This is a genomic window from Streptomyces sp. NPDC043726 (assembly GCF_056436565.1).
In genome coordinates, this window is the sequence record NZ_JBWKCI010000010.1 from 178,614 (window position 1) to 201,289 (window position 22,676).

Consider the following 22,676-nt stretch of genomic DNA (forward strand, 5'->3'; position numbering starts at 1 on the left):
TCAACTCCCCTTCGCGTGACGCCTGGTGAACGCCCACGGCGCGTGTCCGTTGCCGTTGGTGGGCTTGGTGGACTTGGTGGACTCCGCGGGAGTCGTCGTGCGGTGACGGCTGTGCTCGGCCGGACCGACGAGTTCCTGGAAGAGCAGCCGGGCCTCGACCATGGCCTCGCGCATCTCCTCGGTGCCGGCGGATCCGTTCTGCGCGGTGGCCGTGCGGTGGACGCGGCGGTAGCCGTCGACGTGTCCGGCGTGGTGGACGGAGAGCGCGGCGAGCTGCTCCTCGTAACGTCCGGCGTCCGGGAAACCGCGGGCGCCGGCCAGCTCGGCGAGGAGGCGGTCGGCCTCGCCGACGGCTTCCTTGGGCGACTCGACGAAGTGCTCCTGGGCGGCCGCCCAGCGGGCCTCGTACTCCTGTCGGCGCGCGGGCTCCAGCGGGCGTTCCTCTATCGAGCCGTGCCGCTCCACCCGTTCGGCGAGCTCCCGCTCGGCCGCCTTGGTGTCACCGTCGTGCCGTGCGACGGCCCGGTCGTACTCGGGCCCGAAGCGCCGCTTGAGGCTCCGCCCCTTCTGGGGCCCTCGGGCGCGCATGCTGACGACGGCCGCGACGACGAGAACGACCGCCACAATCACTATCAAGGCGATGATCAAGCCTGTGGACATGAATGCTCCGGGGTTACTCGACCCAACCGGCCCTCCCTACGAGCCGGTACGGGATGCGGGTTGCCCCGGCAGGCGTCCTCAAACTGACAGGCCGTGCCCTGCCGCTCAGCCGGCCCGCTCCGACGAGCCGTCGTGGGGCTGTTCCCGATTCGAGCCGCACAGTTCGTCGTTGAGCTCCTTGACCAGCTGGGCGAGGTCGGTCGGACGGTCCGGACCCCACCAGTCGCCGAGGAGTTCCGCCAGGGAGTCCTCGCGGGCCTGGGCCAGGCGGTCCGCCACCTCGCGGCCCTGGTCGGTCAGGACCAGGTCCAGGCCCTCGCGGGTGGCCAGCCGGCGTTCCTCCACCTGGCGGGCCGCCGCGAGGATCACCGGCAGGGGAACCGTGCTGCGCTCGGCCAGCCGGCCCGGCTCCACCCAGCCGTACTTCTTGATCCGCAGCAGCAGCCAGCTGGCGCCCGGCAGCAGGTCGTAGCCCGCCCGCGCGGTGATCTTCACGTAGACCTCGCGCCGGCCCTCCCTCGTCCCCAGCACGGACAGGGCCCTGCACACTTCGTCGTACGACGACCGCTCCACCGGATTGCTCGCCAGTGTCTCCGTGATGTCCGGCGCCGTCACCGACCCGCGCAGCTTGTCCTCCTTGAGGAACCAGGCCAGCACGAAACCGAGCAGGGCGACCGGAGCGGCGTAGAGGAAGACGTCCGTGATGGACGTGGCGTACGCGTCCACCGCCGCCGGTCGCAGGGCCGGTGGCAGTTCGCCGATGCCCCGCGGGTCCGCCTCCAGCGCGTCCGCCGAGACTCCGGCGGGGAGTTCGGCACCCCGGAAGGCCTCGGTCAGCTTGTCGCCCAGGCGGCTCGCGAAGACCGCGCCGAAGATGGCGACGCCGAACGACGCCCCGATGGACCGGAAGAAGGTCGCGCCGGACGTGGCGACGCCCAGGTCCTCGTAGGGCACGGCGTTCTGCACGATCAGCACCAGCACCTGCATGACCAGCCCGAGACCGAGACCGAAGACGAAGAAGAAGGTGCTCATCACGGCCGTGGAGCTGTCCGCGTGCAGTTGGTGCAGGAGCAGCAGGCCCAGCGTCGTCACGCCCGTGCCCGCGATCGGGAAGACCTTCCAGCGGCCGGTCCGGCTGACGATCTGCCCCGAGACCGTGGAGGCCAGCAGCAGCCCGACCACCATCGGCAGCATGTGCACACCGGACATCGTGGGCGTCACGCCCTGCACGACCTGGAGGAACGTCGGCAGATAGGTCATCGCGCCGAACATCGCGAACCCCACGATGAAGCTGATGACGGCGGCGAGGGTGAAGGTCCGCACCCGGAACAGCTTCAGCGGCAGCACGGGTTCCGCGGCCCGCCGCTCCACCGCCACGAAGGCGAAGGCGAGGGCGACCCCGAGAACGGCGAGCAGCACGATCTGCGGCGAACCCCAGTCCCAGGTGGTGCCCCCGAGCGAGGCGACGAGCACCAGGCAGGTCGCGACGGAGGCGATGAGGAAGGTGCCGAGATAGTCGATGACATGGCGCTCGCTCCGGCGCGGGATGTGCAGCGCGGCGGCGATGACGGCGAGCGCGACGACTCCGATGGGCAGATTGACGTAGAAGACCCAACGCCAGCTCAGATGCTGCGTGAACAGACCGCCGAGGAGCGGCCCGAGCACGCTGGTGGTGCCGAACACCGCCCCGAACAGCCCCTGGTAGCGACCGCGTTCACGCGGCGGGACCAGGTCCCCCACGATGGCCATGGACAACACCATGAGCCCGCCGCCGCCGAGTCCTTGCAGGGCCCGGAAGGCGATGAGCTGCGGCATGTCCTGCGCCATGCCGCACAGCGCGGAACCAATCAGAAAGATCACGATCGCGATCTGGAACAGCTGCTTGCGGCCGTACTGGTCACCGAGCTTGCCCCAGAGGGGGGTGGCGGCGGTGGACGCGAGCAGGTAGGCGGTGACGACCCAGGAGAGATGGTCCAGGCCGCCGAGGTCACTGACGATGGTCGGCAGCGCGGTGGACACGATCGTCTGGTCGAGCGCGGCAAGCAGCATCCCGAGCAGCAGGGCGCCGATCGGGACGAGGACATTGCCGGGCACGTTCTCCTGGACCGCGGTTCCGTGCCGCGCGTGGGTATCCCCGGCCATACGACCTCCTGAGGCCTCCCGTGGCTCGATGCACCTTCCATCGTGGAGGCTGTGGCCGGTTATGGCTTCTTGAGGGGCCTGTTCGCGACGGTGTGAAGGAAATCTGCATAATCTCTGGAGTTCGCGAGGGGAGTCGCGAAGGGGAGGAACGTACGCGTGACACAGCCGAAGGACCACGGATGCCCGGAGTGCGGGGCACCGAGGGGATCCGACCGCACCCCGTCCTGCGCCTGCACGGAACGCGCCTCCGAGGCCCTGCGCGACGCGCGCGAGGCCCAGGCCGCCGCGGCGGAGGACTTCGATCCGCTCCGGATACGGCCGTATGTGGAGCTGGAGAGCACGGCGGGAGCGGAACCGGAGGGTACGGCGGGTTCGGCACCCGAGAGCAGGGCGGGGGCGGAGCCGGACGCGACGATGCCGCTGCACGTGCGGCTGCCGCCGCCACCTCCCTCCCCGAGGGAGCCGAGCGCGACGGACATCCGTCTGTTCGAGCCGCCGGAGGCCGCCGCCGGTGAGCCGCCGCGGGAGGAGCGCCCCCGAGGACGTCGGAGGCGGGTCGTGTTGCTGGGCTCGGCGGCGGCGGTGGTAGCGGTGGTGGCGGCAGCGGGCATGGCCAGCGGCCTGTTCTCGTACGAATCCCCGGCCCGCGACACGGCGAGGCCGGAGGCGGTACGGGCGAGCGTGCCGGACGCGACGGAGAGCGAGCGGCCGTCGGGGAGCCCTGAGGAGTCCCCGTCGGCAACGCAGTCGTCGTCCCCGTCGGCGACCCCGACGGAGTCGGCATCCCCGTCCCCGTCGGCATCGACGACGTCAGCGTCCCCCACGCCGACCCCGACCCCGACGCAGACCCCGAGCCCGGCGCAGGCGTCGGACACCCCCACCCCGGAAACCGCCCCCGCCCCCGAAGGCGGCCCCGTCCTCCGCCGAGGCGACAAGGGCCCGGAGGTGACGGAACTCCAACTCCGCCTGCACCAGCTCTGGCTCTACAACGACGACATCAACGGCAACTTCAACCACCAACTGGAACAGGCCCTGAAGACCTACCAGTGGAGCCGGGGGGTGGGCACGGAGGCGCTGGGCGTCTACACGGCGGAGACGAGGGCGAGCCTGGAGTCGGAGACGACGGAGCCGTAGCCGCGTAATCAGCCCGTCCGGCGTTTGAGGACGAGGCCCGTTCAGGGCCGATGCGGGGGTCTGGGGGCGCAGCCCCCGGGGGACGGGAATGGGTAGGGGCGGCGGGGGCGAGAAGAACTCGCCGTCAGCCGATGTGCAGCCGTACGCCCCCGCCGCCCACCGACTCCACCCGCACCTGCTCAAGATCCCGCACCACCACATCAGGCCCGTGGAACCCGGCCCGGGGCCCAACCCCCACCACCCGCATCCCCGCAGCCCGCCCCGCCTGGATCCCCGCCCCCGAGTCCTCGAAGACGACACACTCGGCAGGGTCGACACCCAACTCCGCGGCCCCCTTCAAAAAGCCCTCGGGGTCCGGCTTGCTCGCCCCCACGCACTCCGCCGTGACCCGGACATCCGGCAACGCCAACCCCGCCGCAGCCATCCGCGCACTCGACAGTGCCACATCCGCGGACGTCACCAGCGCGTGCGCGATCCCGCCGGCCCGCAGGGCGGACAGAAAGGCCGCGGCGCCCGCGATCGGCACCACGCCGTCCATGTCCGCCGTCTCCTCGGCCAGCATCCGCGCGTTCTCCGCATGGTTCTGCGCCATCGGCCGCCCCGGCAGCAGCAACGCCATCGAGGCGTACCCCTGCCGCCCATGGACGACCTTCATGACCTCGTCGCCGTCCAGCCCGTGCCGGTCGGCCCACCGTCGCCAGATCCGTTCGACGACGGCGTCCGAGTTGACGAGGGTGCCGTCCATGTCGAGCAGGAGGGCACGGGCGGTGAGCACGGTGGTGGCGGTGGCCGGCATCGGCAGCTCCAAACGCGGGGCGGGAAACCAAGGTGGTCCCGCCCGCCGGTCAGGGAAAACGGGCGGGAGCCACTTTGTTCCTCCACGGTACAAAACCGTTCCATGATCCCGCCACCGCCCCCGGGAATCGTTCACCCACAGTTCAGCCGGCCGAAGATCACCCGACGAGTCGGCCGGCGAGCAACCCGGCAGGTCACCCGGCGATCGCCTCCCACAGGCTCCACACCCCGAGCCCCAGCATCAACAGCGCCGCCACCTGCGTGATCAGCTTCAACGGCACCCGCTTCATCAGCGCCTTGCCACCCACGATCCCGAGACCGGCCACCGCCCACAGCGCCAGCACCGCACCGAGGCCGACCGACAGCGGATCGTCGTAGCGCGCGGCCAGGTTCGCCGTCATGATCTGCGTCAGATCACCGAACTCGGCGACCAGGATCAGCATGAACCCGGCCCCGGACACCTTCCAGAACGACTGGTTCTCCGGCTTGCGGATCTCCTCGTCGCCCTCGCCCTTCTTCAGCAGCAGCATCGCCGCGCCACCCAGGAACAGCACACCGGTCAGCGCGTGCACGAGCTGCTGCGGCAACAGCGTCAGGACGCTTCCGGCCGCCACCGCCAGCGCGACATGCAGCGCGAACGCGACCGCGACGCCCGCGAAGACGTACGACGCCCGGTAGCGGGTCCCCAGTACTAGCCCCGCCAGCGCCGTCTTGTCCGGCAGTTCCGCGAGAAAGACGACGCCGAACACGAGCGCCATCACACTGAAGCTGATCAAGGTTCCTCAATCGGTCGGGGCCGCCCCACCGAGAGTGCAGTACCTCTTCGAGAAAGAAGACACCTCGGCACGGCAGCACACGGTCAATGCACTGCGTTGCCGAAGGTCTCGCTGGCAGGACCCCATGAACGAGGTCCGCCTCCGGGCGCCGGCTCAGACGAGCTGAGCAGTATGTCGACGGTCCGGCGAAGAGCTACTCCCCTTCTGCTTCGAACATCCTACGTGATTCGTTCGACCGTGAACCTTGTCATGTCATGGACGCGTCACTAACTTCTCACGCAACGCACACCTCCCCGCAACGCGGCGTGGCGAGCATTCCATCGCTCGCAACGCCCAACGCCCCCACACCCCAAGGGAGTTCGCATGCCGAAGTTCTACGCGCGTCGACGGATCAGCATACTCGCGGCCGTGAGCGGTCTCATAGCCTCCGCCGCCCTCTTCAACGCCCCGAGCGCCTCCGCCGCGCTCCCCACGCCGGTCAGCGCCGCCACCGCCCGCACCTACCTCGCCTCGCTCACCGTGGCGGCCGAGGACCGCACCGGCTACAACCGTGACCTGTTCCCGCACTGGATCACCCAGTCCGGCACCTGCAACACCCGCGAGGTCGTCCTCAAGCGCGACGGCACCAACGTCGTCCAGGACTCCGCCTGCGCCGCCACCAGCGGCAGCTGGTACTCCCAGTACGACGGCGCCACCTGGACCGCCGCCTCCGACCTCGACATCGACCACCTCGTGCCGCTGGCCGAGGCCTGGGACTCCGGCGCCGACAGCTGGACCACCTCCCGCCGCCAGTCCTTCGCCAACGACCTGACCCGCCCGCAGCTCATCGCGGTCACGGACAACGTCAACCAGGCCAAGGGCGACCAGGACCCGGCCACCTGGATGCCGTCCCGCACCGCCTACCGCTGCACCTACGTCCGCGCCTGGGTCCAGGTGAAGTACTACTACGGCCTGTCCGTGGACACCGCCGAGAAGAGCGCGCTCACCAGCTACCTGAACGCCTGCTGAGTCCGAAGATCCCGGAACCTACCCAGCGCCCTCCGTCGTTCCGTACCGTACGGGGCGACGGAGGAGGCGATCAGGTGGCCGAACTGCGGCTGGGACCGCTGCTGAGATACGCCGACGGCTCGTCCGCGACCGTCTGGGTCGAGACGAGCCGTCCGTGCACCGCCGAGGTGCGCGGCGAGGGCGGCGCGCGGGGCGAGTCCCGCACCTTCCAGGTCTCCGGGCACCACTACGCGCTCGTCGAGGTGAGCGGGCTCACACCCGGGAGCACGCAGCCGTACGAGGTCCTCCTCGACGGCGCCCGCGTGTGGCCGCTGCCCGACTCCCCCTTCCCGCCCTCGGTCATCCGCACCCCGGCCCCGGACGACACCGTCCGCGTGGCCTTCGGCTCCTGCCGCTGGGCCGCGCCGCCGGACGGCGGGGAGGATCCGGTGGGGCCGGACGCGCTGGACACCCTGGCGGCCCGTATCGCCGGTGATCCGGAGGGCGAACGGCCGGACGTCCTGGTGCTGCTGGGCGATCAGGTCTACGCCGACGAGGTCTCCGAGGACACCCGCCGCTGGCTCGCCGCCCGCCGCGACCTGAGCGAGCCGCCGGGCGCCGAGGTGGCCGACTACGAGGAATACACGCACCTCTACTACGAGTCCTGGCTCGATCCCGAGGTGCGCTGGCTGCTGTCCACCGTCCCCAGCTGCATGATCTTCGACGACCACGACGTCATCGACGACTGGAACACCTCCGCCGCCTGGCTCGCCGACATGCGGGCCACCCCGTGGTGGCGGGAACGGCTGCTGAGCGGCCTGATGTCGTACTGGGTCCACCAGCACCTGGGCAACCTCACCCCGGCCGAGCTGGCCGCCGATCCGCTCTACGCCGCCGTGTGCCACAGCCCGGACGGCACCGACGAGTTGCGCGACTTCGCGTGCCGGGCCGACGCCGATCCGGCCTCGGTGCGCTGGAGTTACCGGCGCGACTTCGGGCGCGTACGGCTGCTGATGGTCGACACCCGGGCGGCCCGCGTGCTCGCCGAGGACAGCCGCGCGATGCTCGACCCGGAGGAGGCCGAGTGGCTGCTCGCGCAGATAAGGGACGGACGCGGGGAGTACGACCATCTCCTCGTCGGCACCTCGCTGCCCTGGCTGCTGCCGCACCTGGTCCATGACGCCGAGGCCTGGGACGCGGCGCTGTGCCGGGGCGAACGCGGCGAGCGCTGGGCCCGGTTCGGGGAGCGGCTGCGCCGGGCGGCCGACCTGGAGCACTGGGCGGCCTTCCCGGCCTCCTTCGACGCGCTGACGGAGGCCCTCCGCGAGGCGGGCAGCGGGCCGGACGCGCCGGCGACGGTGTGCGTGCTGTCGGGGGACGTCCATCACGCGTACGTGGCCGAGCCGACCTGGCCGGAGGGGGCGCCCGCGGCCCGGGTCCTGCAGCTGACCTGTTCGCCCGTCCACAACTCCATCCCGCGTTACATCCGGCTCGGGTTCCGGTTCGGCTGGAGTGCCGTGGCGCGGGCGCTGGGGCGGCGGATCGCGGGGCACGGCGGGGTGCCGCGCCCCCGGGTCGACTGGCGGCGCACGGGCGGGCCCTGGTTCGGCAACCAGCTGATGACGCTGATCCTGCGCGGGCGTTCGGCCACGCTGCGGCTGGACCAGGCGCGGCCCGTGAAGGGCGGCGGGGCGCGGCTGCGGACGATCGCCGAGTCCGAACTCAGCCCGTAATACGCGCGTTTCGGGTGGTTGTCACGGCCGTGGTAGGTGATGCCGGTGATGCCAGTGACGCATCCCACAGTCCCTGTACCCCGGCCCCGGAAGCACCCCCTCCCGACGGCATGATGAGGCGGACCGTCCGCTTCCAGCGGGGTTCCGGCGCAGTACCGGCCGGAACTTCGGCGTGGTCGTGGGCGGTCCGCCCGCCCATGCGCCCCACCGCCCGGGAGTCACCCCCTTGTCTGCACCTTCCGCGGACCCCGTGCCCGTCTCCGTCGCCGTGGTCGGCGCCGGTCCGCGCGGCACCAGCGTCCTGGAACGCCTCTGCGCCTCCGCCCCCGAGCTCCTCGCCCCCGGTACCCGGCTGACGGTCCATGTGGTCGATCCAGCGCCACCCGGTCCCGGACGCGTCTGGCGGACCGCCCAGTCGCCCGAGCTGCTGATGAACACCGTGGCCTGCCAGGTGACCCTGTTCACCGACGAGAGCGTCGACTGCTCGGGCCCGGTCCGGCCGGGGCCGAGCCTGTACGAGTGGGCGGCCGGCACGCTCGGCCCGGACGAGTACCCGACCCGCGCCCACTACGGCCGGTACCTGGAGTGGGTGTTCGCCCGCACGGTCCGCGAGGCACCGCCCTCGGTCCGCGTCGAGACCCACCCGGCCCGCGCGATCCGCCTCGACGACGCCCGCGACGGCCGCCAGACCCTCACCCTCGAAGGCGGCCGCACCCTGACCGGCCTGTCCGCCGTCGTCCTCGCCCAGGGCCACCTCCCCACGGCCCCCGACACCACCGAGAGCCGGCTCACCGCCTACGCCGACCGCCACGGCCTGCGCCATGTCCCGCCCGCCAATCCGGCCGACGTCGACCTGTCGGCCGTACTCCCTGGCGAGCCCGTGCTGTTGCGCGGTCTCGGCCTCAACTTCTTCGACCACACGGCCCTGTTGACCACCGGCAGGGGCGGCAGGTTCCTCCCGGCGGCGACGGGCCTGCGGTACATCCCGTCCGGCAACGAGCCCCGCCTGTACGCCGGTTCGCGGCGTGGCCTGCCGTACCAGGCACGCGGCGACAACGCCAAGGGCCCGTACGGCCGTCATGTCCCGCTCGTCCTCACCCCGGAGGTGATCGCCCGGTTCCGCAAGCGCGCCGACTCCGGGGAGGCACCGGACTTCCTCGCGGAGATATGGCCGCTGGTGGCGAAGGAGGTGGAGGCGGTCTACTACGGGGCCCTGGTGGGCGCACCCGACTTCGCCGACCGCTTCCTGGCCTGCGCTCACGGGACCGCTCAAGAGGCCGCCGTACTCGACGGGTTCGGGATACCGGAGGCCGAGCGCTGGTCCTGGGACCGGGTCTCCCGGCCGTACGCGGGGCGGGAGTTCACCGGCCCCGGGGACTGGCGCGGCTGGCTGCTGGAGCATCTGCGCGCGGACGCCGAGGAGGCCGCCCTGGGGAATGTGGCGGGCCCGCTGAAGGCGGCCCTGGACGTGCTGCGCGACCTGCGCAACGAACTGCGGCTGATCGTGGACCACGCCGGACTGACCGGCGCCTCGCGGCGGGACCACCTGGACCGCTGGTACACCCCGCTCAATGCCTTCCTCTCCATCGGCCCGCCCCGGCGCCGTGTCGAGGAGCTGGCGGCGCTGATCGAGGCGGGCGTGGTGGAGGTGCTGGGGCCCCGCGTCGAGGTGCCCGAGGAGGACGGGGCCTGGGTCGCGCGCTCCCCCGCCGTACCGGGTTCGGCGGTCCGCGTCACCACGCTCGTCGAGGCCCGCCTCCCGGAACCCGATCTGCGCCGCACCGCCGACGAACTCCTCGCGACGCTGCTGAAGACCGGACAGTGCCGCCCGCACACGGTCGACGGCTACGAGACCGGCGGCCTGGACGTCACCGAGCGGCCGTACCGCCTGATCAACCGTCAAGGTCAGTCCCACGCAAGGAGGTTCGCGTTCGGCGTGCCGACCGAGGGGGTCCACTGGGTGACCGCGGCCGGAGCCCGGCCCGGAGTGGACTCGGTCACACTTTCGGACGCGGACGCGGTGGCGCGGGCCGCCCTGCGTACCACCAGGGCAGAGACGGACGGGTGGGCCGAGGCGGATCCTCGGCCGAATGTTGAACTTGCAAGCGTTGTTAGGTCTCCCTAACCTAGAGGGCTCGCCGGCACACCCGTCCCCCACGGCCCAAGGAGCCCCCCACATGACCGGACGCCTCAACAGCGCCCAGCCCTACGCCCTCGGCCTGTTCCGCATAGTCGTCGGACTGCTCTTCACCTGCCACGGCGCCTCCTCGCTGTTCGGCGTCCTCGGCGGCCGGAGCGTCGAGACCGGCGCCTGGCCCTACTGGTACGCCGCCGTCATCGAGCTGGTCGGCGGCGGCCTGGTCCTGCTCGGCCTCGCCACCCGCGCCGCCGCCCTCATCTCCTCCGGCTCGATGGCGTACGCCTACTTCAAGGTCCACCAGCCCGAGGCACTGTGGCCCATCCAGAACAGCGGCGAGGGCGCCGCGCTGTACTGCTGGGCGATGTTCCTGCTGGTCTTCTTCGGCTCCGGCGCCTTCGGCCTGGACCGGCTGTTCACCAGGCGCGCCTCGGCGCAGGCCGCGCGGAGCCCCGAGCGCACCCCGGTCGCCGCCTGACCCAAGCCCGGCGGCACCCGTCCACGGGGACCGCCGGGCGAGTGGACATCACGTATTGAACACACGAGCCCCCTGTGAACCACCCGTCACTCCCCGCCGCGTAGGCTGGGCAGCCACGGGGGAAACGGGGAGTCGGGGTGCTGGAGAGTTTCGAAAGTGTTGGATCACTGACCGCCAGCCCATGGATCTACGGGGTCGTGGCCCTGTCGATCCTGCTGGATGTGTTCGTACCGGTACTGCCGAGCGGCGTACTGGTGATCATGGCCGCCACCGCGGCGGCAGCGGGTACGGCCGCACAGGTGCCCGACATCCTGGCGCTCACGCTCTGCGCGACGACCGCGTCCGTCCTGGGCGATCTGGTGGCCTACCGCCTGGCCTGGCACGGCGGCGCCCGCCTGGACCGCGCCATCGCCCGCTCCCGGCGCCTGACGACCGCGCAGGAACGTCTCGGCGCGGCCCTCTCCCGCGGCGGCGGCGCCCTGGTCGTGCTCGCCCGCTTCGCTCCGGCCGGCCGCTCGGTGGTCTCCTTCTGCGCCGGTGCCGCACACCGCCGCGCCCGCGACTTCCTGCCCTGGTCCGCGCTGGCCGGCCTGTCCTGGGCCACGTACAGCGTCGCGCTCGGCTACTTCGGCGCCCAGTGGATGGGCGCGACCTGGCTGACGACGGGAGTGTCCCTCGGGGCGCTGGTGGCGGCGGGCGCGGTGGCGACGTACGTCGTGCGGCGGCGGCCCGCCTGAGACCGGAACACGAGCGGCGGCGGTCCGCCTGAGACCGGAAACACGAAAGGCAAGGGAGGTAAGCCATCCCTTGCCACTTTCAACTTATAGCGCACAGGGGGCCTTGCGGCAAGGCCCCCTCCGTGGCGCAGAATCGCTCCCTCAACGCCGAATGCTGCGAAAAGAGTGATTCACGAAGTGACTGCTTCTCTGTCGGTTCCCCAGAGCGTGTTCGACCTCCCCGAGCGACTCGCCGCCAAGGCCGATCCCTCACTGATCGCCGCCGACGAGCGGCACTTCGCGGCCATCGCGGAGAGCCTGGAGCACACGATCACCGAACTCTCCGAGCAGCTCGCCGCCGCCCTCCGGGCACCCGGCGGCGCCGGCCGCGCGGCGATGGACCGCGACGCGGAGGTGCACCGGCTGACCGCCCGGCTGCGCGCCCTGCGCCGCTTCGGACTCGACCTGGTCCTCGGCCACATCGTCGGCGCGGACGACGAGGAACCCGTCTACATCGGCCGGTTCGGCCTCACCGACCCCACCGGCCACCGGCTGCTGCTCGACTGGCGCTCCCCCGCGGCCGAACCCTTCTTCGCCGCCACCCACGCCAACCCGATGGGCCTGGCCAGCCGCCGCCGCTACCGCTGGAAGAACGGCCGGATCGGCGACTACTGGGACGAGGTCTTCACCGCCGACGCCCGCGAGGGGCACGCCGCCCTCGACGACCAGTCGGCCTTCATCGCCAGCCTGGGCGCGGGCCGCTCGGACCGGATGCGCGATGTGCTGGCCACCATCCAGTCCGACCAGGACGCCATCGTCCGCGCCGGATCGCGCGGCGCCCTCGTGGTCGACGGCGGCCCCGGCACCGGCAAGACCGTCGTCGCCCTGCACCGCTCCGCCTACCTGCTCTACTCCGACCCCCGCCTCGGCCACCGGCGCGGCGGACTGCTCTTCGTCGGCCCGCACCAGCCGTACCTCTCCTACGTCTCCGACGTCCTGCCCAGCCTCGGCGAGGAGGGCGTGCAGACCTGCACGGTGCGCGATCTCGTCGCCGAGGGAGCCGAGGCGCCGGAGGAAAGCGATCCCGAGCTGGCCCGGCTGAAGTCGTCCGCCGACATGGTCCGGGCGATCGAGAAGGCCGTCCGCTTCTACGAGGACCCGCCCACCGAGCCGGTCACCGTCAGCACCCCCTGGGCCGACGTCCGGGTCACCGCCCGCGACTGGGCCGAGGCCTGCCAGGCCCCCGGCCCGAGCACCCCGCACAACGAGGCCCGCGAGCTGATCCGGGAGGAACTGGTCACCATCCTGCTGGACCAGCTCGGCGACGAGGTCCCCGCCGAGCCGTTCCGCCGCCTGCTGCTGCGGGACCGGGAACTGACCGAGGCACTGGACCGCGCCTGGCCGCTGATCGAGGCCGCCGACCTGGTCGGTGACCTGTGGTCGGTCCCCGCCTATCTGCGCCTGTGCGCCCCCTGGCTCACCCCCGACGAGGTCGGCACCCTCCAGCGCAAGGGGGCGCCCCAGGCCTGGACGGTGTCCGACCTGCCCCTGCTGGACGCGGCACGCCAACGGCTCGGGGACCCGGCGGCGGCGCGCCGCAAGCGCCGGCAGCGGGCCGCGCTGGAGGCCCAGCGCGACCGTATGGCGCAGGTCGTGGAGAACCTGATCGCGGCCGATCACGACGGCGAGGGCCTGATGACCCAGCTGCGCCGGGCCGACTTCCAGCGCAACCTGGTCGACGAGTCCGAACTGGACACCGTGGACCCCGACTTGCTGGCCGGGCCGTTCGCGCACGTCGTCGTGGACGAGGCGCAGGAACTGACCGACGCGGAGTGGCAGATGCTGCTGCTGCGCTGCCCCTCCCGGAGCTTCACGATCGTCGGCGACCGAGCCCAGGCCCGGCACGGCTTCACGGAGTCCTGGCAGGAACGGCTCGAACGGATCGGCCTCGACCGGGTCGAGGTGGCCTCCCTGAGCGTCAACTACCGCACGCCGGAAGAGGTCATGACGGAGGCCGCGCCGGTCATCCGGGCGGCCCTGCCGGACGCCAACGTGCCGACTTCGGTGCGGAGTTCGGGGATCCCGGTGACGTACGGCCGGATCGAGGAGCGGGACGGGATCATCGAGAGCTGGCTCGCGGCGAACGACGAGGGAGTCGCCTGCGTGATCGGCGACCCCGCCTTCCGGGCCTCCGCGCGGGTCCGCTCCCTCACGCCGGAGCTGTCGAAGGGCCTGGAGTTCGACCTGGTGGTCCTGGTCGACCCGGACCGGTTCGGGGAGGGCATCGAGGGGGCGGTGGACCGCTATGTGGCGATGACCAGGGCGACGCAGCGGCTGGTGATTCTCACCGGCTGACGACGGGGGCGACGCAGCGGCTGCCGGTCCTCACCCGCTGATGACGGGGACGACGCAGCGGCTGCCGGTCCTCACCGGCTGATGACGGGGGCGACGCAGCGGCTGCCGGTCCTCACCCGCTGATGACGGGGGCGACGCAGCGGCTAGTGATTCTCACCCGCCGAGGTCTCGTGGGCGTGCTTGGCCTTCATCCGCGCGTCCACCCGGTCCGCCTCGGCGACCTCGGCCCAGAAGCGATGGGTGCTGACGAACACCGCCAGCTCGTGCTCGCGCTGCCGGAGCTTCTCCACGGCTGCCTGCTCGTCGGCGGTCCAGCCGGGAGAGGCGGGGCGTTCGATCTTGCGCCAGCCGTGGTCGTCACTGAATCCGTCCAGCGGCTCCACCGACCAGGGGAGCCGCTTGAGCAGGGCCGACAGCTCGGCCCGGACCTGATGCAGCTCCTCCTGACCGGCGAGGAGGTCACTCGGAAAGTCATAGGTCGTAGCCACGGCGGCAATGGTACGCCTGTTCGATTTTGAGTGGCGAGTCGCTTCCCGGGACTCGGCCGGGGTTCATTCGAACGAGCGTCTCGAACGCACGACCGACCGCGACGAGTCCCCGGAGTGCACACCCACAATGGACCCATGACCCCTGACTGGACCGTCCGCCCCGAGACCGCTGCCGACATCGACGCCGTCCGTGAAATCGTCCTCTCCGCGTTCGAGACCCCGATGGAGGCCGACCTCGTGGACGCCCTGCGGACCGACGAGGCCTGGATCGACGGCCTCTCCTACGTCACCACCGACACTGCCGGCGAACCGGTCGGCTACGCCCTCCTGACCCGCTGCCACATCGACGACGTACCGGCCCTGTGCCTCGCCCCCGTCGCCGTACGCGCCGACCACCAGCGAACCGGCGCCGGCTCGGCCGCGATCCGGGCGGCGCTCGTGGCGGCGAAGGACCGCGACGAACGCTTCGTCACGGTCCTCGGCCACCCCGACTACTACCCCCGCTTCGGCTTCGACCGCGCCTCGGCCCACGGCATCGGCGTCACCTTCGAGGTCCCCGACGAGGCCCTGATGGCCCTCGCCCTCCAGGCGGACCCGCTCCCCAGCGGCACGATCCGCTACGCCAAGCCCTTCGGGATCTGACATGCGCAGCGAAGCGACGGACGTCGACGCCTACCTCGCCGAACTGCCGGAGGACCGCAGACCCGCCCTGACCCGCCTGCGGGACCTGTGCCGCGCCGAACTCCCCGGCCACGACGAGGTGATGGCGTACGGCATGCCCGTGTACACCCGCGAGGACGCGCCCGAGATCGCCTTCGCCTCGCAGAAGCAGTACATCGCCTTCTACCTGATGCGCGGCGACGTCCGCGAGGCCTTCGAGGACCGCCTGGCGAGCCAGGACATGGGCAAGGGCTGTCTCCGCTTCCGCAAGCCGGAGAAGGTCGACTACGACCTCGTACGAGACCTGCTGCGAGCCACGGCGAAGGGCCAGGTGGGGGACTGACTAGTACCCGGCCGCCGTCAGCTCACCCACGAGCCGGGCGGCGACGGGCACCGGAACCCCATGCTTGCCGGCGGCGCGCAGCAGAGCCCCACCGATGGCATCGAGCTCGATGGCCCGCCCCGCCTCGGCGTCCCGCTGCATGGACGACTTGGTGGCGGGCGGAAAAGCGTCGTACCGGGCGAGGGCCTGCCCCGGATCGGCCGGCCCCCCACAGGCACGGCTGACGGCGGCGGCCTCCTCGACGAGCGCCGCCAGCTCGTCCCGATACCGCTCCCGCACCTCCCCCAGGGGCAGCCCGTACCGGGTCGTGAGCAGCGCGAAGGGCGCGAGGAACGACATCTTGGCCCAGAGCACCCCGGTCTCCCCCTCGAGCACACGAGTAGGAGGACCAGCCGCGCCGATCGCCTCCGCGAGAGCGTCGAGCCGCTCCCGGGAAACCGCGTCCCCGGTCAGATCGACCTCGGCAAAGGGACTGCCATGCTCGATGACACCGGGAGCCACACGAGTCGACTCAACGCGAATGACGGCAGGCGCAACGCGATCCGCCCGATGATGAGCCCGCAGAGCGTCCGGATGCTCGACACCATTGAGAAACGGTACGAGGAGGGCGTCGCCCAGCGCCTTGGCGGGGATCCGCTCCAGGGCGGCGTCGAGGGAGGTGTGCTTGACCGAGACCAGGCAGGCATCCACCGGCTCCCGCAACTCGGTGTCGGCCTCGACGGAGGCGTGGAAGTCGCCGTACAGCGAGCTGCGCACCTGAATCCCGGAGATCCGCAAGGCGGCGACGGTCTCGTCCCCGGCGAGGCAGATGACGCGATGCCCGGAGCGCGAGAGCAGGGCCCCGAGCAGCCCGCCGATGCCACCGGGCCCGAGTATCGCGAAGGTGAGGTGAGTCATGGGTCCGTATCCCTTCAACGGTCGGCCCCGAGACCTGTCCGGTGGCCGCCTCCGGCGATCATGACAGACCCCGGGAACGCGCGGGGGCGGATTGTCAGTGCCGGGAGTCAGACTGGACACATGTGCCGCAGCATCAAGACCCTCCGCCCCCCGGCGTTGCCCGAAGAGGCCACGGAGGAAGAGATCAGGGCCGCAGCCCTCCAGTTCGTACGCAAGGTCTCCGGCTTCCGAGCCCCGGCGGCCCACAACCGCGAGGTCTTCGACCAGGCGGTGACGGCCATCGCGGAGGCCACGACAGAACTCCTGACCAACTTGGAGATCAGAGGCCACCCGACCCGCGGGTCCGCATAACGCAGAAGGCCCCGGCCACAACGGCCGGGACCTCCCCCTCAATCTGTGGGCGCGGACGGTTTCGAACCGCCGACATCCTGCTTGTAAGGCAGGCGCTCTACCCCTGAGCTACGCACCCGAGACGAGTCGACAGCCTACCTTGCCCGTGGCACTGCCCTGCAAACCCGGGGGTTAACCCCACCCGGAATCCGGGAGTGGCCCGGATCCCGCATGGAGGCACGGATCCATACGGTCGAAGAGGCTCGTGGGAGCTGGTCGGCCTGGTTGGGGGAGATTGTCATGGTCCGTTCTCGTGCTGTTCGGGCGCTCGGGGTCAGTGGCGCTGTTGCGGTGGTTCTTGTGGGGGCCGTTGGTTGTGGGGCCTCTGCTTCTGAGGATGAGGAGCCTGAGACGCGGGGTTTTGGGATTTCGGGGCGGACTCTCGTGGTGGATTCCGATGATTCCGCGCTGGAGATCGTGGCCTCCGAGGGGCAGCCGGAGGGGGAGGTGCAGGTCACGCGGTGGTTCCAGGGGTCTGTCGTGGTGGGGGGTGATCCCAAGGTGACCTGGGAGATGGAGGGGGATCGGCTCACCCTGCGGATGAAGTGCTCCGGGGTGATCGCCGACTGTTCCGCCAGGCATCGGATCGAGGTGCCGCGCGGGGTCGCCGTCGAGGTGAAGGACGGGGACGGGAGTGTGCGGGCCCGGGGGTTCCGGGACGCGCTGAGCATTCGCACCGGGGATGGATCTGTGCATGTCACCGACTCCAGCGGGCCGCTGGTCCTGCGTACGGGGGACGGATCCGTGCGGGCCGAGGTCGAGTCGCGGGAGGTGCGGACCGAGAGCGGGGACGGGTCCGTCACGCTCGAACTCGGTGTCGTGCCCGACCTCGTGGAGTCCCGCAGCAGCGACGGGTCCGTCACCATCGAGGTGCCCGAGGCCACGTACCGGGTGACCACCGAGACCGGGGACGGCGGGGTGGACGTGGACGTGCCTCGGGACGAGCGCAGCACGCACATCGTGAACGCGCGGACCGGCGACGGGAAAGTCACCGTCCGAACCGCGAACTAACAGGCCCGTGTGTTCGTCCTTAACCGGTGGGAGAATGACAGCGCCGGGCAGGGCGGACCACAGCACGGGAGAGGGATGTGACGGCGACACCTTCGCAGTCGGACTCGCCGTTGGTGCCGCGCGCACCCCGTCAGGCACTGCAAGACACCCTCACCCTCGTCGGCCTGCCGCTGCTCGCCGCGCTCGTCCTGCCCGCCGCGTTCGCCGGCGGCGGCACCCGGCGCTGGTTCGGCGGCCGTGCCGACAGTCAGCGGGCGGAGGCGCAGGCCGCGAAGGACGACGCAGCGGCAGCGTTCTACGAACTCGACACCGCCCAGCGCGATCTGCGGATCTCGATAGAGACCATCACGGCCGTCGACGACTCCCCCGACGCCCGGCGGGCCGTCAGCGGCTTCGAGGCCATCAGCCGGCGCATCGACGAGGTCAGTCACCAGTACATCCAGGCCGTCGACGCCCACGATCTCGACCGCGACGACCTGGAGGCCTCGGCTGCGGCACGCGCGCGTACGGAGCTGACCAAGGCCAAGGACGAGCTGGCCAATGTGAAGCGGGAGCTGGACCGTTTCGGCGACAGTCTCGGCCCGCTGCTGGGCAAGGCGGAGACCCAGCTGGCCCGCCTCGCGCCCGCGGTCGAGCGCGCCCGGCAGGGGCTGCTGGCCGCCTCCAACGCCCTGGACGCCGTACGGGGATCAGGGCTCAAGGCCGATGATCTCGCCGCCCGTCTCGCCGCCCTCGCCCCGGAGCTGACCAAGCTGAACCAGGGCGCCGGGCAGCATGGCGTGCCGCAGACGCTGGAGCGGGCGGAGCGGGTCGCGCGAGGGGCCGAGGCGGTGCGTGTGGAGGCCGAGCGGCTGCCGGAGCGGGCCGCCGAGATCGATCACCGGCTGGTGTCGCTGCGGACCCGGGCCCAGGCGCTCACGACCCGTTCCGAGCAGGTCGAGCCGGTGTTGAGCGAGCTGCGCCGGCGGTTCACGGTGGCCTGCTGGCAGGACCTCCAGGGGGTGCCGGACCACGCGGCGGAGAACGTCCGGCAGGCCGAGCTGAAGCTGACGGAGGCGCGGGCGGCCCGGGACGAGCAGCGGTGGCCGGACGCGACGGCGCTGTTGTCGACGGTCCGTGCGCTGCTGAACTCCACGGACGAGTCGGTGTCGGCCGCGGGTGACCGGCTGCGGCGGCTGAACGCCGTGCAGAAGGATCCCCAGGCCGAGATCGATCGCACGCGCTTCGCCATCCGGGACGCGCAGCGGCTGGCGATGGCGGGGCGGAACACTCCGGATCCTCGCCATGCGCGGCCGTTGGACGACTCCGTGGCGCGGCTGGAGCGGGCGATCGGGACGCTGGAGGGGCGGCATCCCGATTACTGGCACTTCCTGATGGAGCTGGAGGGCGTCCGGCAGACGGTGGCCCGGGTGGTGTCACAGATCCGCGATGAGCGGGGTGGCTCCGGCGGTTAACCTGTCGGCATGCCTCGCTATGACTATCGCTGCCGGACCTGCGGTGACACGTTCGAAGTCAGTCGTCCCATGGCTCAGTCCTCGGACCCCGCGAACTGCCCCGCGGGGCATGAGGACACGGTGAAGCTGTTGTCGACGGTGGCTGTGGGGGGTACGGCGAGCGCCCCCGCACCCCAGGGAGGCGGGGGCGGGGGCTGCTGCGGCGGAGGCTGCTGCGGCTGACCAGGCCTACCTCGGCACCCGGGTCTCCCTGAGGAACTTCCGCAGGATCCGCTCCCCCGCCAGCACCCCCCGCTCCGGCAGTGCCGCGATGTTCGGTGCTGTCCAGTCCGCGTCCGCCAGTTCCCCGTGTCCCGGGCGCCAGCCCTTGTCCGCCGCGAGGAGCAGGTCCGCGTCGAGGAGTGAGTCGCCGGCCGCCAGCGTCAGGTCGGCGCCGGTGCGCCGCGCGAGTTCGTACATCGCCGCGCTCTTCGTCAGCGGCTTCGGTACGGCGTAGATCTTGCGGCCCTGGAGCGAGACCGTCCAGCCCCGGTTCTCCGCCCAGACGGCGAGTTCCTTCACCCAGTCCTCGGGCAGCAGCTCACGCTCCACGACGAGGTAGGCGAAGAGGTCCTCGGCGACCCGGTGCTTGCGGACCCACATCGGGTCCGCGGTGGCCATCAGGTACTCGCGGACCTCGTCGAGCGGCGCGCACTCGTCGGCGAGGCGGGCCGCGACCCGGGCCTGCCAGTCGGGGTCGGAGACGCCGTCCACCAGCAGGTGGCCGCCGTTGGCGCAGATCGCGTACTTCGGCGGCGGGCCGGGCAGGTTGATGCGCTCGTACTGCTTGCGGGTCCGGGTCGTGGTGGGCACGAAAAGGGCCACGTCGCCGAGTTCCGCCAGCAGCTGCGAGGCGGTCTCGGTCATGTACGACAGCGGCTTGCTCTCGTGCACCTCCACGCACAGCAGCCGGGGCGCCCGCGCGTCCGGCATGGTCAGCGCGAGGGCCGCCGAGGAGTAGATGAGGGTACGGTCCAGGTCGCTCGCCACCAGCACCGGCATCAGACGTTCACCGCCTTGCCGTCGGCACCCGTCGCGCCCCGCGTGTACTTGGGGTGGATCAACCCCACGCAGGTGTACGGCAGTTCGGCGACCTCTTCCACCGGGACCCCTCTCTGTTCGGCGAGCAGTCGGACGTGGTCCAGGTCGGCCCCGGCCCCCGCTCGCGCCAGGATCTTCCACGGCACCCGGCGCAGCAGTACGCGGGTTGTCTCGCCGACGCCGGGCTTGACGAGGTTCACGTCGTGGATGCCGTACTCCTCGCTGATGCGCTCGACCGCCGCCCAGCCCTCCCAGGTCGGCGTCCGGTCGGCCGACAGCAGTTCCTTGGCCTGGGCGTCGACCGCGTCGGCGACCTCGGTGAAGCGGGCGGCGACGGCGTCCAAGAAGGCCACCGAGACGTCTGCGCCGGCGAGTTCGCGGTAGAACTTCGCGCCGTGGAAGTCGTTCGGGCCGACCAGGTCCGCGCGCAGGACAGTGCGCGAAATGAGGCCGGAGACGGTGGAGTTGAGACACGCGGACGGGATCAGGTAGTCCTCGCGGGTGCCGTACGTCCGGACGCAGGAGCCCGGGTCGGCCAGTACGGCGATCTCCGGGTCGAAGCCGGTGACGCCCTCGGCGGCCTCGAACTCCTCGATGGCGACGGCCAGTTCGCGGGTGATCGCGCCCTTGCCGGTCCAGCCGTCGACGAAGACCACGTCACGCGGGTCGTGGTGGGCGGCCAGCCAGCGCAGCGCGTTGGCGTCGATGCCGCGTCCGCGCACGATGGAGACGGCGTAGTGCGGCAGGTCGAGGCCGTGCCGGTGCTGGGCCCAGCGGCGCATCAGGACGCCGACGGGGGTTCCCGCGCGGGCCAGCGAGACCAGCACCGGGCGCGGGGACCGTTCGGCGAGCACGACCTCGGTCACCGCGCCGACCGCCTGCGCGAGGCGGGCCGCGGATTCCTCCAGGGCCGCCTGGAACAGCTCCTGGTACTGCTCGCTCGGCTGGTACTCCACCGGCAGCGACTCCGCGTAGTGCGCGCCGCCGCTCTGGATGGCCTCCTCGCGCTCCTCGGTGGGCGCCTCCAGGGTGACGTCGGAGAGGTCCTGGAGCAGCCAGCCGACGTCCTCCGGGGCGTACGAGGAGAAGGCGGGGCCGCGGAGGGGCTCGGGCAGCATCGAGGGCCTTTCGGGTGCGTACGAGGGGACGACCGCGAGGACGACCTGCGAGGTGTGCGCGGTGAGCTGCGCGAGCAGGCCGTCGGGGGCATGCAGTGCGGGGGTGTCGGCGGTGGAGTCCACGATCACCACTACGGCGTCGAAGCCGGCGCCGGCCACGTTGTAGGCGTAGCGCTCACCCGGGCCGTCGGCGGGATTGTCGTGGGCGGGGAAGACGAGGCGGCTGCGGATGGCGTAGCCGGGGTCGTCCACCGCGAGGACGGGTGAGCGAGTGGTGGTCGAGTAACGGACCTCGGCGTCGGTGATCTGCTCCAGCTCGCGGGCGAGGCGGAGGGGGGCGTACATCAGCTCTTCGAAGCCGAGGATGTGCACGCGGTGCGCGTTCTCGGGGAGTGCCTCTGCCAGGCGGGCGGCCATGGCGGGGAGGGCGTTCTCGAGGCGTATTCGGTGGGTGGGGGTGAAGCCGTGTCTTCCGCCGTCGGGGAGGCCCCGGGGCCAGTGGAGGTCCACTCGCTTGATCGCCGGGTGCGGGTGAGTGGGGGTTTCTCGCGCCCACGCGGCGGTAGCCGCAGATTCAACACAGCCCCGCGCCCCTAGGGCGCCTTCGTACTCGGCGACCAGCCGTTGACCCCGCTCCAGCACCCCCTCCGGCAGGCTTACGGTCCCCTTCGCCCCCGCCACCAGGTCCACCCGCGCGCCAATCTCCCGCGCGAACTCCTCCAGGCGCCCCGCGTCCGCGGCCGAGCGCATGTCGACGAGGGCCACCACCACGTACCGGCGCCTCGGATACCGCTCGTGCAGGTCGCGGATCGTGTTCAGGACCGTGTTGCCCGTGGAGAACTCGTCGTCGACCAGGACCAGGGGGCCGTCGCCCGCCAGCAGGGCCGGGTTCTCCGGCAGCAGCAGGTGGGACGTGGCGTGGCTGTGGGACTCCTCGAAGCCGCCGGCCGGGGCGACCCCGGGGACCGGACGGCGGGTGGAGTGGAGGTAGGGGGCCGAGCCGATGCCGTCGGCCACCGAGTGGCCGAGGCCGGTCGCCGTCTCCGCGTAACCCAGGACCACCGCGGCGGAGGCCTCCTCGGCGCCCAGCAGGTCCCGCACCCGGCGTCCGAGGGCGAAGCCATGGCCGTAGACCACGGTCGGTGACTGCGGGATGTGTTTTCCGAGCACATGGGATACGAGGAGATGCGCCCGCTTGGGGTTGCGGCGCAGCGCGAGTCCCAGGAGGTCCTTGAGCGTGTCGTCGCCCTGAAGCTCGACCCCGAGCCGCTCGGCGACCCAGGTGCCGGACCAGACCCCGTCGTTCACTGCCTTGTTCATGC

21 protein-coding genes and 1 tRNA gene are annotated in these 22,676 nt (G+C 71.6%); 13 read left to right on the forward strand and 9 right to left on the reverse strand.

All coding sequences use genetic code 11. The annotated features are described in order from the left end of the window. Together AC068Z_RS28340 and AC068Z_RS28345 are read right to left on the reverse strand one after the other, a co-directional pair. Positions 1-660 carry a hypothetical protein gene (locus tag AC068Z_RS28340; protein ID WP_478561468.1) on the reverse strand — a complete coding sequence of 220 codons (660 nt, stop codon included), beginning with the start codon at positions 658-660 and terminating at the stop codon, positions 1-3. Positions 661-765: 105 nt separating this feature from the next. After that, positions 766-2,802 (reverse strand): MDR family MFS transporter, encoded by a 2,037-nt coding sequence (locus AC068Z_RS28345; protein ID WP_478561471.1) that lies wholly within the window; start codon positions 2,800-2,802, stop codon positions 766-768. Between the two features lie 156 nt (positions 2,803-2,958). Between AC068Z_RS28345 and AC068Z_RS28350 the strand changes: the two genes are divergently transcribed. Beyond that, a complete protein-coding gene (locus AC068Z_RS28350) occupies positions 2,959-3,936 on the forward strand; it encodes a peptidoglycan-binding domain-containing protein (RefSeq protein ID WP_478561474.1) in 978 nt (325 codons plus the stop codon). 124 nt (positions 3,937-4,060) lie between these two features. On the opposite strand, the gene AC068Z_RS28355 is transcribed toward AC068Z_RS28350, so the two are convergent. Further along, positions 4,061-4,732, reverse strand: coding sequence for an HAD family hydrolase (locus AC068Z_RS28355; protein ID WP_478561477.1), 672 nt, complete (start codon positions 4,730-4,732; stop codon positions 4,061-4,063). Between the two features lie 193 nt (positions 4,733-4,925). Further along, a complete protein-coding gene (locus AC068Z_RS28360) occupies positions 4,926-5,507 on the reverse strand; it encodes a TMEM165/GDT1 family protein (protein ID WP_478561480.1) in 582 nt (193 codons plus the stop codon). Positions 5,508-5,870: 363 nt separating this feature from the next. Here AC068Z_RS28360 and AC068Z_RS28365 point away from each other — a divergent pair, with 363 nt between their 5' ends. From AC068Z_RS28365 to helR, 6 genes are all read left to right on the forward strand, one after another. Next, positions 5,871-6,515, forward strand: a complete 645-nt coding sequence (locus tag AC068Z_RS28365) for an HNH endonuclease family protein (protein ID WP_478561483.1) — start codon at positions 5,871-5,873, stop codon at positions 6,513-6,515. A gap of 74 nt (positions 6,516-6,589) precedes the next feature. After that, complete coding sequence (locus tag AC068Z_RS28370) at positions 6,590-8,227, forward strand: alkaline phosphatase D family protein (RefSeq protein WP_478561486.1); 1,638 nt, start codon at positions 6,590-6,592, stop codon at positions 8,225-8,227. 226 nt (positions 8,228-8,453) lie between these two features. After that, positions 8,454-10,352, forward strand: coding sequence for an FAD/NAD(P)-binding protein (locus AC068Z_RS28375; protein ID WP_478561489.1), 1,899 nt, complete (start codon positions 8,454-8,456; stop codon positions 10,350-10,352). Positions 10,353-10,404: 52 nt separating this feature from the next. Further along, positions 10,405-10,842, forward strand: coding sequence for a DoxX family protein (locus AC068Z_RS28380; RefSeq protein WP_478561492.1), 438 nt, complete (start codon positions 10,405-10,407; stop codon positions 10,840-10,842). A 137-nt stretch (positions 10,843-10,979) separates the two neighbouring features. Next, positions 10,980-11,579, forward strand: a complete 600-nt coding sequence (locus tag AC068Z_RS28385; protein WP_478561495.1) for a DedA family protein — start codon at positions 10,980-10,982, stop codon at positions 11,577-11,579. A gap of 177 nt (positions 11,580-11,756) precedes the next feature. Then, entirely contained in the window at positions 11,757-13,913 is a 2,157-nt protein-coding gene (gene helR / locus AC068Z_RS28390) for an RNA polymerase recycling motor ATPase HelR (protein ID WP_478561498.1), read from the forward strand. A 143-nt stretch (positions 13,914-14,056) separates the two neighbouring features. On the opposite strand, the gene AC068Z_RS28395 is transcribed toward helR, so the two are convergent. Next, positions 14,057-14,401, reverse strand: a complete 345-nt coding sequence (locus tag AC068Z_RS28395; RefSeq protein WP_478561501.1) for a hypothetical protein — start codon at positions 14,399-14,401, stop codon at positions 14,057-14,059. 135 nt (positions 14,402-14,536) lie between these two features. Between AC068Z_RS28395 and AC068Z_RS28400 the strand changes: the two genes are divergently transcribed. Together AC068Z_RS28400 and AC068Z_RS28405 are read left to right on the forward strand one after the other, a co-directional pair. Continuing rightward, entirely contained in the window at positions 14,537-15,043 is a 507-nt protein-coding gene (locus tag AC068Z_RS28400; protein WP_478561504.1) for a GNAT family N-acetyltransferase, read from the forward strand. A gap of 1 nt (position 15,044) precedes the next feature. After that, entirely contained in the window at positions 15,045-15,404 is a 360-nt protein-coding gene (locus tag AC068Z_RS28405; RefSeq protein ID WP_478561507.1) for an iron chaperone, read from the forward strand. Here the strand turns inward: AC068Z_RS28405 and AC068Z_RS28410 are convergent, their stop codons facing one another. Next, complete coding sequence (locus tag AC068Z_RS28410; RefSeq protein WP_478561510.1) at positions 15,405-16,301, reverse strand: ketopantoate reductase family protein; 897 nt, start codon at positions 16,299-16,301, stop codon at positions 15,405-15,407. A 120-nt stretch (positions 16,302-16,421) separates the two neighbouring features. Here AC068Z_RS28410 and AC068Z_RS28415 point away from each other — a divergent pair, with 120 nt between their 5' ends. After that, positions 16,422-16,652: a DUF2277 domain-containing protein gene (locus AC068Z_RS28415; RefSeq protein WP_478561513.1), complete on the forward strand. Its 231-nt coding sequence runs from the start codon at positions 16,422-16,424 to the stop codon at positions 16,650-16,652. A 46-nt stretch (positions 16,653-16,698) separates the two neighbouring features. On the opposite strand, the gene AC068Z_RS28420 is transcribed toward AC068Z_RS28415, so the two are convergent. Next, positions 16,699-16,770 (reverse strand) — tRNA-Val (locus tag AC068Z_RS28420). A 161-nt stretch (positions 16,771-16,931) separates the two neighbouring features. On the opposite strand from AC068Z_RS28420, the gene AC068Z_RS28425 reads away from it, so the two are divergent. The 3 genes from AC068Z_RS28425 to AC068Z_RS28435 all read left to right on the forward strand — a co-directional run bounded on the left by AC068Z_RS28425 (position 16,932) and on the right by AC068Z_RS28435 (position 19,378). Then, entirely contained in the window at positions 16,932-17,702 is a 771-nt protein-coding gene (locus AC068Z_RS28425; RefSeq protein WP_478562078.1) for a DUF4097 family beta strand repeat-containing protein, read from the forward strand. 77 nt (positions 17,703-17,779) lie between these two features. Then, positions 17,780-19,156: a hypothetical protein gene (locus AC068Z_RS28430; RefSeq protein WP_478561516.1), complete on the forward strand. Its 1,377-nt coding sequence runs from the start codon at positions 17,780-17,782 to the stop codon at positions 19,154-19,156. A gap of 9 nt (positions 19,157-19,165) precedes the next feature. Next, positions 19,166-19,378 (forward strand): FmdB family zinc ribbon protein, encoded by a 213-nt coding sequence (locus tag AC068Z_RS28435; RefSeq protein WP_478561519.1) that lies wholly within the window; start codon positions 19,166-19,168, stop codon positions 19,376-19,378. Between the two features lie 6 nt (positions 19,379-19,384). Here the strand turns inward: AC068Z_RS28435 and AC068Z_RS28440 are convergent, their stop codons facing one another. Continuing rightward, the gene (locus AC068Z_RS28440) at positions 19,385-20,197 is read right to left on the reverse strand and encodes an HAD family hydrolase (protein WP_478561522.1); all 813 of its coding nucleotides are present in this window, start codon (positions 20,195-20,197) and stop codon (positions 19,385-19,387) included. Continuing rightward, positions 20,197-22,674: a phosphoribosyltransferase gene (locus tag AC068Z_RS28445; protein WP_478561525.1), complete on the reverse strand. Its 2,478-nt coding sequence runs from the start codon at positions 22,672-22,674 to the stop codon at positions 20,197-20,199. The genes AC068Z_RS28440 and AC068Z_RS28445 overlap by 1 nt, the downstream gene beginning before the upstream one ends. Positions 22,675-22,676 lie beyond the last annotated feature (2 nt).